10 protein-coding genes and 1 pseudogene are annotated in these 14,239 nt (G+C 58.7%); 5 read left to right on the forward strand and 6 right to left on the reverse strand.

Annotated features, from left to right (window positions below):
- The first annotated feature begins 74 nt into the window (after positions 1-74).
- The 4 genes and pseudogenes from selA to KB890_RS15270 all read left to right on the forward strand — a co-directional run bounded on the left by selA (position 75) and on the right by KB890_RS15270 (position 4,031).
- Positions 75-1,463 carry an L-seryl-tRNA(Sec) selenium transferase gene (gene selA / locus KB890_RS15255; RefSeq protein WP_004181518.1) on the forward strand — a complete coding sequence of 463 codons (1,389 nt, stop codon included), beginning with the start codon at positions 75-77 and terminating at the stop codon, positions 1,461-1,463.
- Entirely contained in the window at positions 1,460-3,301 is a 1,842-nt protein-coding gene (gene selB / locus KB890_RS15260) for a selenocysteine-specific translation elongation factor (protein WP_004173923.1), read from the forward strand. The genes selA and selB overlap by 4 nt, the downstream gene beginning before the upstream one ends.
- 42 nt (positions 3,302-3,343) lie before the next feature.
- Positions 3,344-3,436: pseudogene (locus KB890_RS15265) on the forward strand (IclR family transcriptional regulator); the annotation flags it as partial.
- 109 nt (positions 3,437-3,545) lie between these two features.
- The gene (locus tag KB890_RS15270; RefSeq protein ID WP_004181517.1) at positions 3,546-4,031 is read left to right on the forward strand and encodes a 4Fe-4S dicluster domain-containing protein; all 486 of its coding nucleotides are present in this window, start codon (positions 3,546-3,548) and stop codon (positions 4,029-4,031) included.
- A 42-nt stretch (positions 4,032-4,073) separates the two neighbouring features.
- Here the strand turns inward: KB890_RS15270 and avtA are convergent, their stop codons facing one another.
- Positions 4,074-5,330, reverse strand: a complete 1,257-nt coding sequence (gene avtA, locus KB890_RS15275; RefSeq protein ID WP_002922359.1) for a valine--pyruvate transaminase — start codon at positions 5,328-5,330, stop codon at positions 4,074-4,076.
- Between the two features lie 170 nt (positions 5,331-5,500).
- Positions 5,501-7,534 (reverse strand): alpha-amylase, encoded by a 2,034-nt coding sequence (locus tag KB890_RS15280; RefSeq protein WP_004173926.1) that lies wholly within the window; start codon positions 7,532-7,534, stop codon positions 5,501-5,503.
- A 314-nt stretch (positions 7,535-7,848) separates the two neighbouring features.
- Between KB890_RS15280 and KB890_RS15285 the strand changes: the two genes are divergently transcribed.
- A complete protein-coding gene (locus KB890_RS15285) occupies positions 7,849-8,667 on the forward strand; it encodes a protein bax (protein WP_004188166.1) in 819 nt (272 codons plus the stop codon).
- 38 nt (positions 8,668-8,705) lie between these two features.
- On the opposite strand, the gene xylR is transcribed toward KB890_RS15285, so the two are convergent.
- From xylR to xylF, 4 genes are all read right to left on the reverse strand, one after another.
- The gene (xylR, locus tag KB890_RS15290; protein WP_004145231.1) at positions 8,706-9,884 is read right to left on the reverse strand and encodes a D-xylose utilization transcriptional activator XylR; all 1,179 of its coding nucleotides are present in this window, start codon (positions 9,882-9,884) and stop codon (positions 8,706-8,708) included.
- A 232-nt stretch (positions 9,885-10,116) separates the two neighbouring features.
- Positions 10,117-11,298: a xylose ABC transporter permease XylH gene (xylH, locus tag KB890_RS15295; RefSeq protein ID WP_002922349.1), complete on the reverse strand. Its 1,182-nt coding sequence runs from the start codon at positions 11,296-11,298 to the stop codon at positions 10,117-10,119.
- On the reverse strand, positions 11,276-12,817 hold the full coding sequence (locus KB890_RS15300) for a xylose ABC transporter ATP-binding protein (protein ID WP_002922346.1): 1,542 nt from the start codon (positions 12,815-12,817) through the stop codon (positions 11,276-11,278). Before KB890_RS15300 ends, xylH begins: the two co-directional genes overlap by 23 nt.
- Positions 12,818-12,881: 64 nt before the next feature.
- Entirely contained in the window at positions 12,882-13,877 is a 996-nt protein-coding gene (xylF, locus tag KB890_RS15305; RefSeq protein ID WP_004152040.1) for a D-xylose ABC transporter substrate-binding protein, read from the reverse strand.
- Positions 13,878-14,239: the final 362 nt, after the last annotated feature.

The raw sequence follows: 14,239 nt of genomic DNA on the forward strand, positions 1-14,239 counted from the left end.
GTTACAATCGCCGCTGATTGTTGACTCCCTCTCCCGTCGGGAGGGGGGAAAATAACTTACCGCCAGGCCCATTCATGACTACCGAAATTCGTGCGCTTTATACCCGGCTTCCGGCCATTGACCGCTTACTACGCGACCCCGCTTTTTCTCCCCTGCTGGCGCAGCACGGCCATTCGCAGGTGGTGGCGCAGCTGCGCCAGATGCTCGATGAGGCGCGGGAGCAAATCCGCCAGTATCAGACACTGCCGGACTGGAGCCATGACTGGCCGAGCGCCTGCGCGCAGCGGCTCACCGCCGGCCAGCGGAGCGCCCTGCGTCCGGTGTTTAATCTCACCGGTACGGTATTGCATACCAATCTGGGGCGCGCCATCCAGGCGGAGTCGGCCGTGGAGGCGGTCGCCAGCGCGATGCGCGCGCCGGTGACGCTCGAATATGATCTCGACGACGCCGGGCGCGGCCATCGCGATCGCGCCATTGCCGATCTGCTGTGCCAGATCACCGGCGCGGAAGATGCCTGTATCGTGAACAACAACGCGGCGGCCGTTCTGCTGATGCTGGCGGCCACCGCCAGCGGTCGCGAAGTGGTGGTCTCTCGCGGCGAACTGGTGGAGATCGGCGGGGCATTTCGCATCCCCGACGTGATGCGCCAGGCGGGTTGCCAGCTGCAAGAAGTGGGTACCACCAACCGCACCCATGCCAAAGATTATCGCCAGGCGGTGAATGACAATACCGCGCTGCTGATGAAGGTCCACACCAGCAACTACAGTATTGAGGGCTTTACCAAAGCCGTCGACGAAGCGGAGTTGGCGGCCATTGGTCGCGAACTGGATGTTCCGGTGGTAGCCGACCTGGGCAGCGGGTCGCTGGTGGATCTCAGTCAGTATGGCCTGCCAAAGGAGCCGATGCCGCAGGAGATGATCGCCGCCGGGGTGAGCCTGGTCAGTTTCTCCGGCGACAAGCTGCTCGGTGGCCCGCAGGCCGGGATTATCGTCGGCAAACGCGCGCTGATTGCCCAGCTGCAAAGCCATCCGCTGAAGCGGGCCCTGCGCGCCGATAAAATGACCCTCGCGGCGCTGGAGGCTACGCTGCGCCTCTATCAGCACCCGGAGGCGCTGAGGGAGAAATTGCCGACGCTGCGCCTGCTCACCCGTCCGGCGGAGGAGATCCGCCGGCTGGCTGAACGCCTGCAGCCTGACCTGGCGGCACACTATGCTGATTTTGCCGTCAGCGTGGCAGCCTGCCAGTCGCAGATTGGCAGCGGCTCGTTACCCGTCGACCGCCTGCCCAGCGCGGCGTTGACCTTTACCCCGCATGACGGCCGCGGTAGCCGGCTGGAGGCGCTGGCGGCCCGCTGGCGCGCGCTGCCGTGTCCGGTGATTGGCCGCATTTATGACGGTCGGCTCTGGCTGGACCTGCGCTGTCTGGAAGATGAAACCCGCTTTATGGAGATGTTGTTACGATGATTATTGCCACCGCTGGACATGTTGACCACGGCAAAACGACGCTGCTGCAGGCGATAACCGGCGTGAATGCCGATCGTTTGCCGGAAGAGAAAGCGCGGGGAATGACGATCGATCTCGGCTATGCCTACTGGCCGCAGCCGGACGGGCGGGTGCTGGGATTTATTGACGTTCCCGGGCACGAAAAGTTTTTGTCCAACATGCTGGCGGGGGTGGGGGGTATTGACCATGCGCTGCTGGTGGTGGCCTGCGATGACGGGGTGATGGCGCAAACCCGCGAACACCTGGCGATCCTGCAGTTGACCGGAAAGCCGACGCTGACCGTGGCGCTGACCAAAACGGACCGCGTGGCGGCCGCCAGGGTGGCGGAGGTTCAGGCTGAGGTCGAGCAGACCCTGGGCGAGCTGGGCTTTGACGCCGTCGCTTTCTTTCCCACCGCGGCGGCGGAAAACATCGGTATTGCGGAACTGCGCAGCCATCTGCTGCAGCTTGCGGAGCGCCCCCGCCCGCAGCAGCAGCGGTTTCGCCTGGCGCTGGATCGCGCTTTTACCGTCAAAGGCGCGGGGCTGGTGGTCACCGGGACGGCGCTCTCCGGCGAAGTACGGGTCGGGGATACCCTGTGGCTTACCGGCGTCAACACGCCGATGCGCGTCCGCGGCCTGCATGCCCAGAATCAAGCGGTTGAGCAGGCGCACGCCGGGCAGCGCATTGCGCTGAATATTGTCGGCGATGCGCAAAAAGAGGCAGTGCACCGCGGCGACTGGCTGCTCTCCTCACCACCGCCGGAGCCAGCAGAACGGGTGATTGTCGAGCTGCAGTGCCATACGCCGCTCAGCCAGTGGCAGCCGCTGCATATTCACCATGCTGCCAGCCACATTACCGGCCGGGTGTCGCTCCTTGAGGGCAACCTGGCGGAGCTGGTGCTGGATACTCCGCTGTGGCTGGCGGATAACGACCGGCTGGTGCTCCGCGATATCTCTGCTCGCTTGACGCTGGCGGGCGCACGGGTGGTGACGCTGGATCCTCCGCGTCGCGGCAAACGTAAACCGGAATATCTGCAGTGGCTGCACGCCCTGGCAGCGGTCGGCGCTGACGATGCGCAGGCGCTGGAGCTGCATCTGCAGCGGGATGCCGTCCGGCTTGAGCACTTCGCCTGGGCGCGGCAGCTCAGCGAAGCCGGAATGGCGGCCCTGATCCAGCGACCGGACTATCTGCAGGCCGGACAGCGCCTGCTTAGCGCGCCGCTTGCCGCCCGCTGGCAGCGAAAATTGCTGGATGCCCTTGCGCGCTACCATGAGCAGCATCGAGACGAGCCGGGCCCTGGCCGGGAGCGCCTGCGCCGCATCGCGCTGCCGATGGAAGATGAAGCGCTGGTGCTGCTGCTGATTGAGCAGATGCGCGAGAGCGGCTTAGTCCACAGTCATCACGGCTGGCTGCATTTGCCGGAGCATAAAGCCGGGTTTACCGACGAGCAGCAGGCGGTCTGGCAGAAGGTGGAGACTCTGTTCGGCGACGATCCGTGGTGGGTGCGCGATCTTGCGCGCGAAGTCCATGTTGAAGAGTCCCTGATGCGCGCGGTGCTGCGCCAGGCGGCGCAGCAGGGGATGATTACCGCGATCGTCAAGGATCGTTACTACCGCAACGATCGCATTGTGCAGTTCGCCCAGCGGGTGCGCGAGCTGGATCGGCTGCGCGGTTCAACCTGCGCGGCGGATTTCCGCGATACCTTAAACGTAGGGCGGAAGCTGGCGATCCAGATCCTGGAGTATTTCGATCGGATTGGCTTCACCCGCCGTCGCGGTAACGATCATATCCTGCGCGATAAGGCATTGTTCCGGTAATCATTAACGTCGGCTCCCCGGCGGACTTCGTGCCGGGGAGCTGGCGAAAAGAACTTGTTAAAACCACTACGTGAGACCGCCGAAGCAATTTCGCGTGAGCTGGGTTTCACGGTGCGTGAAGCGTCAGGCAAATGACCACATCCTGCCGGCCATCTGACAAAAAACAGCGCTGATTCCATTCAGGATCAAAGCGCGGGCAGGGACTATTCTGGCACCCTGCGGTTTTATCCCCAGGGAGCAGAGGATGAACCAGTTTCTTATTGCCAATGCCCAGCGGTGCATCGGCTGTCGTACCTGCGAAGTGGCCTGCGCGGTGGCGCACCAGCAGGCGCAGGATGTCGCCGCCCTGTCGACGAACCATTTCGCGCCGCGTATCCGGGTGGTGAAAAGCGGTGACATATCGACGGCGATGGCCTGTCGGCAGTGCGAGGATGCGCCCTGCGCCAGCGTTTGCCCACAGGGGGCGATTCAGCGCGACAATGACGTCTGGTGGGTCGACCAGCGGCGCTGCATCGGCTGCAAAAGCTGCATGGTGGCCTGCCCGTACGGCGCGATGACCGTTATGGTAATGAACCAGCAGGCGCAGGCGCTGAAATGCGATCTATGCGCTCACCGCGCCGAAGGACCGGCCTGCGTGGCCGCCTGCCCGACGCAGGCGCTGCGGGTGATGGTTCCCGCGGAGCTGGAAGCGCTATGCGCGCAAAAACGCCAGCGGCTGGCGCTGGCGTGAATGGGGTCGCTGACGAACGTTACCCGCCCGCGGCGTCCGAGACTATGCTTCCTGTTCGCGCCAGGCAAATTCAACCTCTTCGGCGAGGATTTTCACTCCGGCTTCGATTTTTTGCGGGTCCGGTACATAGTTCATGCGCATACACTGGTGGGTGTGCGGCCACGGTTTATCCAGACCAGGGAAGAAGTAATCCCCCGGCACCATCAGCACGCCGCGCTTTTTCAGCCGCTGATACAGCAGCTCGGTGGAGATCGGCAGATCCTTAAACCACAGCCAGAGGAAGATTGCCCCCTCCGGTTTGTGAATAAGGCAGCGCTCCTCCGGCAGATAGCGGCGAATAATGGCGATGGTTTCCTGCACCCGCTGGTAATAGAAGGGCTTGATCACCGTCTCTGACAGGCGCAGCAGATCCTGTCGTTTAATCATTTCGCACATCATTGCCGGCCCGATGCCGCCAGGGGCGAGGCTGATAATACCGTTCATGTTGCTGATGGCGGTGATGATTTTTTCGTTGGCGATGATAATCCCGCAGCGGCTGCCCGGCAGGCCCAGCTTGGACAGGCTCATACACAGCACGATGTTCGGATTCCACAGCGGTCGGGCGTCGCTAAAGATAATGCCCGGGAACGGCACGCCGTAGGCGTTATCAATCACCAGCGGGACCCCGTGCTGATTCGCCAGCGCATCCAGTTTGATCAGCTCTTCATCAGTGATGACGTTGCCGGTCGGGTTGGTGGGGCGCGAGACGCAGATCATCCCGGTCTCTTCCGTCACCTGCAGATGCTCAAAATCAACATGGTACTTAAACTGGCCTTCCGGCAGCAGTTCGATGTTCGGCCGGGTGGCAACGAACAGATCCTCTTCCAGACCGGCATCGGCGTAGCCGATATATTCCGGCGTCAGTGGGAACAGTACCTTACGGGTGGTGCCATCTGCCCGACGGCCTGCAAACAGATTAAATAAGTAGAAAAATGCGCTCTGACTGCCGTTTGTTAGCGCAATATTCTGTGGTTCGATCTCCCAGCCCAGCTCGTCGCGCAGCATATTCGCCAGCAGAGCCAGCAGCTCGCTTTTGCCCTGTGGACCATCATAATTACAAAGCGCATCAAGGGCTTTGCCATTATCCAGCATGTCGGCCAGCAGCTGCTGGAAGTAGTCATTCATTTCCGGGATCTGAGCGGGGTTGCCGCCGCCCAGCATAATAGCGCCCGGCGTGCGCAGACCGTCATTAAGGTCTTCCATCAAGCGGGTGATGCCTGAATGACGGGTGAATTTGTCGCCGAAAAGGGAAAATGTCATCGCGAATAGTCTATCGGTGGTTCTGGAAAGTGGCTAACCATAACGCCAGCGCTGGCGTGGTGCAAATCGGCGGGAGGAGGCGGCTTTTTATCTTTATCCTGTAAATTGCTATTTTGTTAGCATTTCGTGCTGAATGGAGGCTCCCCGCAGGGCGGAGAGCCACATGTGGATTACTGCTGCTGCCCGGCCCAGATGACCATCACTTTGTCTTCACCGCTCTCACGCACGAACCCGTAACCACGCGACATCGACAGCGTTGTCTGTTTGCCCATGCCGATTGCCGGATGGCGAGCGCGGAACTGGCCGATCTTCTGCCAGTGGGTAACGCTGCGGGCCGCCTTGCCGTTGACATCCTGCCAGTTCATCTCCGAGCGGGTACCCTGCAGCGGGTCCGAGCCGGTGGGGCCGAACGGGCGCGATGATTCGTCGCCATAGAAAATCTGCACGGCGCCAGGGGCCAGCAGCAGTAGCTCCGCCGCGGTGGTGCCGCCTTCGCGGAACAGCCGCGTATCGTGCGAGGAGAGGTAGCTCAGGACGTTAAAGCTCTGCAGCTTGTCCGCCATTTGCTGCCAGGTGAGGTCAATATTGGCCATACAGGTCGCCGCTTTCGCCGCCTGGTCCTGGTAGTCGAAATTGATCATCGCATCAAAACCGTGGCGATAATAATCGCTCTGCATCACTCCATGTCCCCAGGCTTCGCCGGTCATCCAGAACGGCGCCGCATCCAGCGCTTTATCCGGATTGGCTTTCTTCCACTCCGCCAGCGCGGCGGTGGCCTGGGTTTTTAACTGCTGCCAGGCGTCCATCTCCACATGTTTGGCGGTATCGACGCGGAAGCCATCGATGCCGTAGTCACGTACCCACTGGCTCAGCCAGTGTGTCAGATAGTCGCGCGGCGTATAGCCCGGGATCGCTTTCGCTGCGGTGTCTGGTTTATGGTTATAGAAGTTCGGCAGGCCTGAGACCTCCTTCGATTCGGTTTTCAGGTCCGGCAGGAAGGCCAGCGACATGGTGAGATCGTCATAGCCCGGATTGTCGTAATCGCCGATATCGGTGCGGATCCACTTCTTACCCCACCATTTCTCCCACCCGGCTTTGTCGCTGAAGTTGATATAGTCGTTAAAGCTGTGCCAGGTCTGTCCCGCGCCCGGCTTCCAGTCCGTCCAGCGCTCGCCGAGAGTTTTTTTCAGCTCATCTCCTTGCAGATACAGGGAGCCGAACTGGAACTCCTGCATGTCGGCCAGGGTGGCGTAGCCGGCATGGTTCATCACCACGTCGAACAGAATACGTATTCCGCGCTTATGCGCTTCATCCACCAGTCGGCGGAGATCCGCTTCGGTCCCCATGTTGGCGTCCAGTTTCGACCAGTCCTGGGTGTAATAGCCGTGGTAGGCGTAGTGAGGGAAATCGCCCTTCGTGCCGCCGCCGACCCAGCCGTGGATCTGCTCGAGCGGGGAGCTGATCCACAGGGCGTTAACTCCCATCTGCTGCAGATAATCCAGCTTGCTGGTTAATCCCTGCAGGTCGCCGCCGTGGAAGGTTCCGATCTCCTGCATGCCGTCTTTATGGCGACCATAGCTGTTGTCGTTGGCCGGGTTACCGTTTACGAAGCGATCGGTCAGGACGAAGTAGACGGTGGCATTGTGCCAGTCAAACGGCGCCGGGGCGGCCGTCTCGGCGCGCTCAAGCAGCAGCAGGCCATTGCTGCCGAAGGCGGGCTGCAGGGTGATTTTGCCGCCGCTGACGGTCGCGACATTACCGCTGTAGAAATCGCGGACCTTGCTGCCCTCGGCGAAGGTTTTGCTGACGTCGATGGTCAGAGGTTTTCCGTCCCACTTCGGACACTGGCGGATCTGCGGCGCCGCGGCGCTGGTCTCTTTTTCCTCCAGCGAAATCATCATCGTTGGCGTGCCGGAACGGGTATCCACCTCCAGGGTATACAGACCCTGGCGGAAGATGCGCCATTGCGGCGGTGTGCCGCGACAGGGCTCCATGGACAGCATCTGGTTGAGCTTAATGCCGCCGGAAGGCTGCCAGCACTGCTGGTCAAAATTTAGCTGCAGGGGACGTGTACCCTTCTCAACCACTTTCTGGCTGATGAATCGGCCGGTCCCTTCTTCGGTAAAAGCAGGAAAGTCGGTGGTAGTCCAGGCGGCAAAGGCCATCCCAGGCACGAATAACGTGGCAAGCGCAGCGAGTTTCATTGCGAGATCCTGTGAGCGGTTTTTATCTAGTGTGCCTTGTCGCCGCGCGGGTGAACTCCTCCTGACGCGCGTTTTACCAGGAGGATGAAAAGGGGTGAGTGACGCCGCTCAAAAAATAGGCTAAAAATGAGACGAAGCTAGCAATTTAGCGCTGGCAATGCGCCGCAGAAACCGATTTCAGATGACAGCAATTCGGAATTGGACTATTTCTGTTGATGCCCTCAGTGCGTATTTTTGATACTATTAGCGATTCAGCTATCGTTTTTTTGTGAAAAACAAGGTGTTGGAATGCATATATCCGACCAGGAGACCTGATGATATCGAATCCCATACGACGATATGGGGCCGCCATACTTATGTTACTAACCTGCATCTTTTCAGGTAGTGTGTTGGCGACAACGCACACAGCGACAAAGAGTCATAAAGCCCCAACGGTAAAGAAGATAAGTAGTACTAAGGTAAGCAGTAAACAAGAGTATTCTCGCAATAGTGTAAAGAGCAGTTCACTTCCTGACTTGCGAAAATACCCTTCCGGAACACCAAGGAAAAAAGCGTTTCTCCGGACGGTCATGCCTTATATTACCAAGCAGAATCAGGCGATTACTGCGGATCGTAACTGGCTTATTTCCAAGCAGTACGATGCTCGCTGGTCGCCGACTGAGAAGGCGCGCCTGAAGGATATCGCTTCCCGCTATAAGGTGAAGTGGTCAGGCAATACGCGTCATGTGCCCTGGAACGCGCTGCTTGAGCGTGTCGACATTATTCCGAACAGCATGGTGGCGACCATGGCGGCGGCGGAAAGTGGCTGGGGTACCTCCAGGCTGGCGCGCGAGAATAACAACCTGTTCGGCATGAAGTGCGGCGCCGGTCGCTGCCGCGGCGCGATGAAAGGTTACTCGCAGTTTGAGTCGGTAGAGCAGTCGGTGCAGGCTTACGTAACAAACCTGAACACCCACCCGGCCTATTCTTCTTTCCGCAAGTCGCGCCTGCAGCTGCGCAAGGCGGATCAGGAAGTAACTGCCAGCACCATGATTCATAAGCTGAAGGGATATTCGACCAAAGGGTCGAGCTACAACAACTATCTCTTCGCGATGTATCAGGACAATCAGCGGCTCATCGCCGCCCATCTGTAATCCGGATGCCCGGCCTTGTCGCCGGGCATTTTTTTACCCTACAGCATCACCTCGCTGTGCCGATCGCGGTACTCCTTCGGCGTCACGTCGTACTCCTTCTTAAACACCGAATAGAAATATTGCAGCGACGGATAGCCGCACATCTGCGAAATCTCATTGATCGACAGACTAGTGGACACCAGCAGGCTGCGCGCCTTTTCCAGTTTTTCGCTGTGGATCACCGTGTGGATGGTCTCCCCGACCTCCTCTTTGAAGCGTTTTTCCAGATTAGAGCGAGAGATGCCCACGGCGTCGAGCACCTGTTCCACCTTGATGCCTTTGCAGGCATTGTTGCGAATGTAATGCATCGCCTGTATCACGGAGGGATCGTTTAACGACCGGTAGTCGGTGGAGCGTCGCTCAACGACGCGCATCGGCGGGATCAGCTGGCGTTGCAGCGGGAGGGCCTCGTTATTCAACAGCCGGTGGAGTAATTTTGCCGCCTGATAACCCATCTGGCGGGTGCCCTGGGCGACAGAGGAGAGGGCGACGCGAGAGAGATAGCGGGTTAGCTCCTCGTTATCGATGCCGATAACGCACAGTTTCTCTGGCACCGGGATATGCAGCAGCTCGCAGGCCTGCAGGACGTGGCGGGCGCGGGCGTCGGTGACGGCGATGATGCCGGTTTGCGGCGGCAGGGTTTGCAGCCAGTCGGCGAGCCGGTTTTGCGCGTGCTGCCAGTTCTCCGGCGCTGTCTCCAGCCCCTGGTAGACCACGCCGCGATACTTCTCCTTCGCGACCAGCTGGCAGAAGGCATACTCGCGCTCTACCGCCCAGCGTTTACCGCTGGAGGTGGGGAGTCCGTAAAACGCGAAGCGGTGCACCCCTTTTTCCTTTAAATGGAGAAAAGCGCTTTCCACCAGCGCGGCGTTGTCGGTGGCGATATAGTGGACCGGCGGGTACTGCTCTGGCTGATGATAAGATCCGCCGACGCCGACGATGGGCACGTGGACATCGGCCAGCAGCTTTTCGATTTCGGGATCGTCATAGTCGGCGATAACGCCATCGCCCAACCACTCTTTGATGTTTTCGATGCGTGCCCGAAAGTCCTCTTCAATAAAGATATCCCACTCCAACTGGGAGGCCTGCAGATACTCGCCGACACCTTCAACTACCTGGCGGTCATAAGCTTTGTTGGCGTTAAATAACAGCGTAATACGGTGACGCTTTTCAAACATAGATAATGTTCCTGCTCTAACCCCGGTCATACCCCTTCATTCAAGATGTTGCCGATGGCCTGACTTACCACTCATCCCGGCCACGTACGCCGGTACGCGGCCGGGGGCGCCGTCTGCAACCCGAATGATGTTGGGTATACACTACCGGCTAATGCCCGAGATATTTCAAGCGCCTTATGGCGAAGTTTGGCGGTAGCGCAAAGAATTCAGACATTCTTCAGAGAGTCTCTCCTTATGCGCGCCGCTTGGTGGCAGAGTCCATCCACACCGCCAGCAGCAAAATGGCGCCTTTAACGATATATTGCCAGAAGGTGGCGACGTCCATCATGCTCATGCCGTTATCCAGGGCCGACATAATAAACGCCCCCATTACCGCCCCGGCGACGCTGCCGATGCCGCCCGCCAGGCTGGTGCCGCCGATGACGCAGGCGGCGATGGCGTCCAGTTCGGCGATATTGCCCGCCGAAGGCGACCCCGCGCCGAGCCGTGAGCTGAGGATTAGCCCGGCAATGGCGACCATCAGGCCGTTAATGGCAAACACCGCCAGCTTGGTACGCTCGACGTTAATCCCGGACAGACGGGCCGCCTCCAGGTTGCCGCCGATGGCGTAGATGCGGCGACCAAAGGCGGTGCGGGTGGCCATAAACAGGCCCGCCAGCAGCAGGGCGGCGAGGATCAGCACCGGGGTCGGTACGCCGCGATAGTCATTGAGCAGCCAGATTGCGCCCAGCACAATCACCGCGGTAATGGCCTGGCGGCCGACGGCGGCGGTGGAGGACGAGGTCGCCAGACCTAACGCCTGCCGGCGCATCCGCCCGCGCCACTGCCAGACGATAAACACCGCCATGCCGACAACGCCGATGCCGAAGCCGATGCCGTCTGGCAGGTAGCTTTGGCCGATCTGCGACATCGCCGGGCTGGTGGGCGAGACGGTGGTCCCGTTGGTGATGCCGATCAGAATGCCGCGAAACGCCAGCATCCCGGCGAGGGTGACGATAAACGAGGGCACCTTGCGATAGGCTACCCACCATCCGTTCCACGCGCCGAGCAGCAGGCCCATCACCAGCGTCACCAGAATGGTGAGCGGCAGCGGCCAGCCGAGCCAGACGTCAAAGATCGCCGCAGCGCCGCCCAGCAGCCCCATCATCGAGCCAACGGAGAGGTCGATTTCTGCCGAAATAATCACAAACACCATGCCGACGGCGAGGATGCCGGTGATGGCCGTCTGCCGCAGCAGGTTGGAGATATTGCGTGCGCTCAGGTAGGCGCCATCGGTAACCCAGGTGAAAAACAGCATAATGACGACGATGGCGGCGATCATCACGAAGACCTGGAGATTCAGCCCTTTTAGCGCCGGCAGGGCCGCGGGGGCGGTTGGGGTGAGTTTGATTTCAGACGACGTGTTCTTCGACATGGCGTTCGCTCCTCAGCGCGGCTTCCATCACCTGTTCCTGGGTCAGATGTTGATTAACCAAATTGGCTTTTAGTCTGCCTTCGTGCATGACCAGCACCCGATCGCTGAGACCGAGCACCTCGGGCAGTTCGGATGAAATGACAATGACCGCGATGCCCTGCTGCACCAGCTGGTTAATCAGTTTATAAATTTCATACTTCGCCCCGATATCGATGCCACGGGTGGGTTCGTCGAGGATCAGAATGCGCGGATTGAGCAGCAGACAGCGCGCCAGAATCGCCTTTTGCTGGTTGCCGCCGCTCAGACGGCCAATCGCCAGCTCCGGCGAGGAGGTTTTAATTTTCAAACGCTGAATGGACTGCTGAATGCAGTGCTGCTCGGCGGCGTCGTCCAGGCTGCTCATTGCGCCGGTGAACTGGTTGAGCGCCGCGAGGGTAATGTTTTTGCCCACCGCCATCACCGGCACGATGCCGTCTTTTTTGCGGTCTTCCGGCACCATGGCGATGCCGTGGGCAATGGCCTGCTGGCAGTTAGAGATGCTCACCGGCTGGCCATCAATAAAGATCTCCCCTTGCCAGCGCCCCGGCCAGACGCCGAACAGGCACTGTACCGCCTCGGTACGTCCGGCGCCGACCAGCCCGGCGATGCCGAGGATTTCTCCGCGACGCAGGGAAAATGAGACGTCATTGACCCGTTTAATATGGCGGTTTACCGGGTGCCAGGCGGTTAAATGTTCAACCCGCAGGATCTCCTCGCCGTGGGCGTGCGGCTCGCTGGGATAGAGCGCGGTGAGCTCGCGGCCGACCATCATGGTGATGATATCGTCTTCGCTCATGCCGCTGGCATCGCGGGTGCCGATGTGCTGGCCGTCGCGGATCACGCAGATCGTATCGGAGATCGCTTTGACCTCATTGAGCTTATGCGAGATATAGATGCAGGCGATATCGTGGTTTTGCAGATCGCGAACGATCGCCAGCAGCGTCGCGGTTTCTTGTTCGGTTAAGGAGGCGGTCGGTTCGTCGAGGATCAGCAGGCGAACCTGTTTATTCAGCGCCTTGGCGATCTCCACCAACTGCTGCTGACCAAGGCCGAGGTCGCCGACGCGGGTATCGGGGGAAATGGGCAGATTGACCTGCGCCAACAGCTTCTGACAGCGCAGCGTCATGGTTTCATAATCCAGCAGACCATGGCGGGATATCTCGGCGCCGAGGAAAATATTCTCCAGCACGGTGAGATGTTTCACCAGCGCCAGCTCCTGATGAATAATGGCGATGCCTTTGCGTTCGGTATCGCGAATATGGTTTGCCTGCAGCGTTTCGCCGGCAAAAATAATCTCGCCCTCATAGCTTCCGTGCGGATAGATACCGCACAGCACCTTCATCAGCGTCGATTTCCCCGACCCATTTTCACCGCATAACGAGACCACCTCGCCTGCGTTCAGGCGCAGGCTGACGTTATCCACGGCTTTAACAGCGCCGAAGGTTTTGGTGATGTTCTTCATTTCGAGTAGCCAGGTCATAAAGACTCCGCAACAGTGATATCCGGCGGGATGAAAATGACGCCCCGCAGCGGGGCGTCAGCCATTACAGTTCACTCTTTTTATGGAAACCGTCTTTAATCACCGTGGCGTCGATATTTTCTTTATTCACCTCAATTGGCGTTAACAGGCGCGAAGGGACGTCTTTTAAGCCGTTATTCAGCGTAGTATCGGCCTTCGGCTGCTTATCGTTACCCAGCTCAACGGCGATTTCAGCGGCGTTGGTGGCCAGGGTGGTAATCGGTTTATAGACGGTCATCGTCTGGGTACCGGAAATAATGCGCTTCACGCCCGCCAGGTCAGCATCCTGACCGGAGATCGCCACTTTGCCGGCCAGCCCCTGGGCGGTTAAGGCCTGGATGGCGCCGCCGGCGGTGGCGTCATTGGAGGCGACCACGGCATCGATCTTGTTATTATTCGCCGTTAGCGCGTTTTCCATTATTTTCAGCGCGTTCTCCGGCAGCCAGCCGTCAACCCACTGATCGCCGACAATCTTAATTTTGCCATCATCGACATACGGCTTGAGAACCTTCATCTGTCCGGCGCGGAACAGTTTAGCGTTATTATCCACCGGCGAGCCGCCCATCAGGAAATAATTACCCTGCGGCACTTTGTCGACCAGACTTTGCGCCTGCATTTCACCAACTTTTTCATTATCGAAAGATATATAGAAATCAATGTCGGCATTATTAATCATACGGTCATAGGCCAGGACTTTAATACCTTCCTGCTTGGCTTCTTTAATAACGTTACTGAGTACCTGGCCGTTATAAGGAATAATGACTAACACATCGACGCCGCGGTTGATCATGTTTTCAATTTGCGACATCTGCGTTTCTTCATTGCCATTAGCGGACTGGACAAAAACTTTGGCGCCTAAGGATTCCGCTTTATTGACGAAAATATCACGGTCTTTCTGCCAGCGCTCCAGACGCAGATCGTCGATGGCCATGCCAATCTTCACTTCTTTCGCCATCCCCGCCATGCTGGCGAGCAGGAGGGAGCTGGCGCAAAGCGTAAGGCAAAGGTTCTTTATCTTCATAATAACGATACCTTTTTTGTAAGGGTAGGTAAGACGAACGGAAAATAATGTTTGATACATGAGGTTGCGGATACGTTACAGATTCTTAACGCGGAAAGCAGGGCTGGCAATTACCGGTTCTTATTTTGCCGTTATGAAATTTCGTTTAATGTGCAAATTATGACGGCGATCGTATTTTATTCATGCACGCTCTTATTATTGCACTGGACTGTCTCTGACAGAGCGGCGCAACGGCGACTGGATATTATTTTTGCGAGCTGGCGCACGTTTGTGGATTCTCTCAATGGCGGTGTGAAATAACGTAATTGAGGAAAATGAAAGCGAAATTCTATATTGGCTTAAACCCGTCATACTTCAAGTTG

It is taken from the genome of Klebsiella sp. P1954 (assembly GCF_018199955.1).
Taxonomy (GTDB): domain Bacteria; phylum Pseudomonadota; class Gammaproteobacteria; order Enterobacterales; family Enterobacteriaceae; genus Klebsiella; species Klebsiella pneumoniae.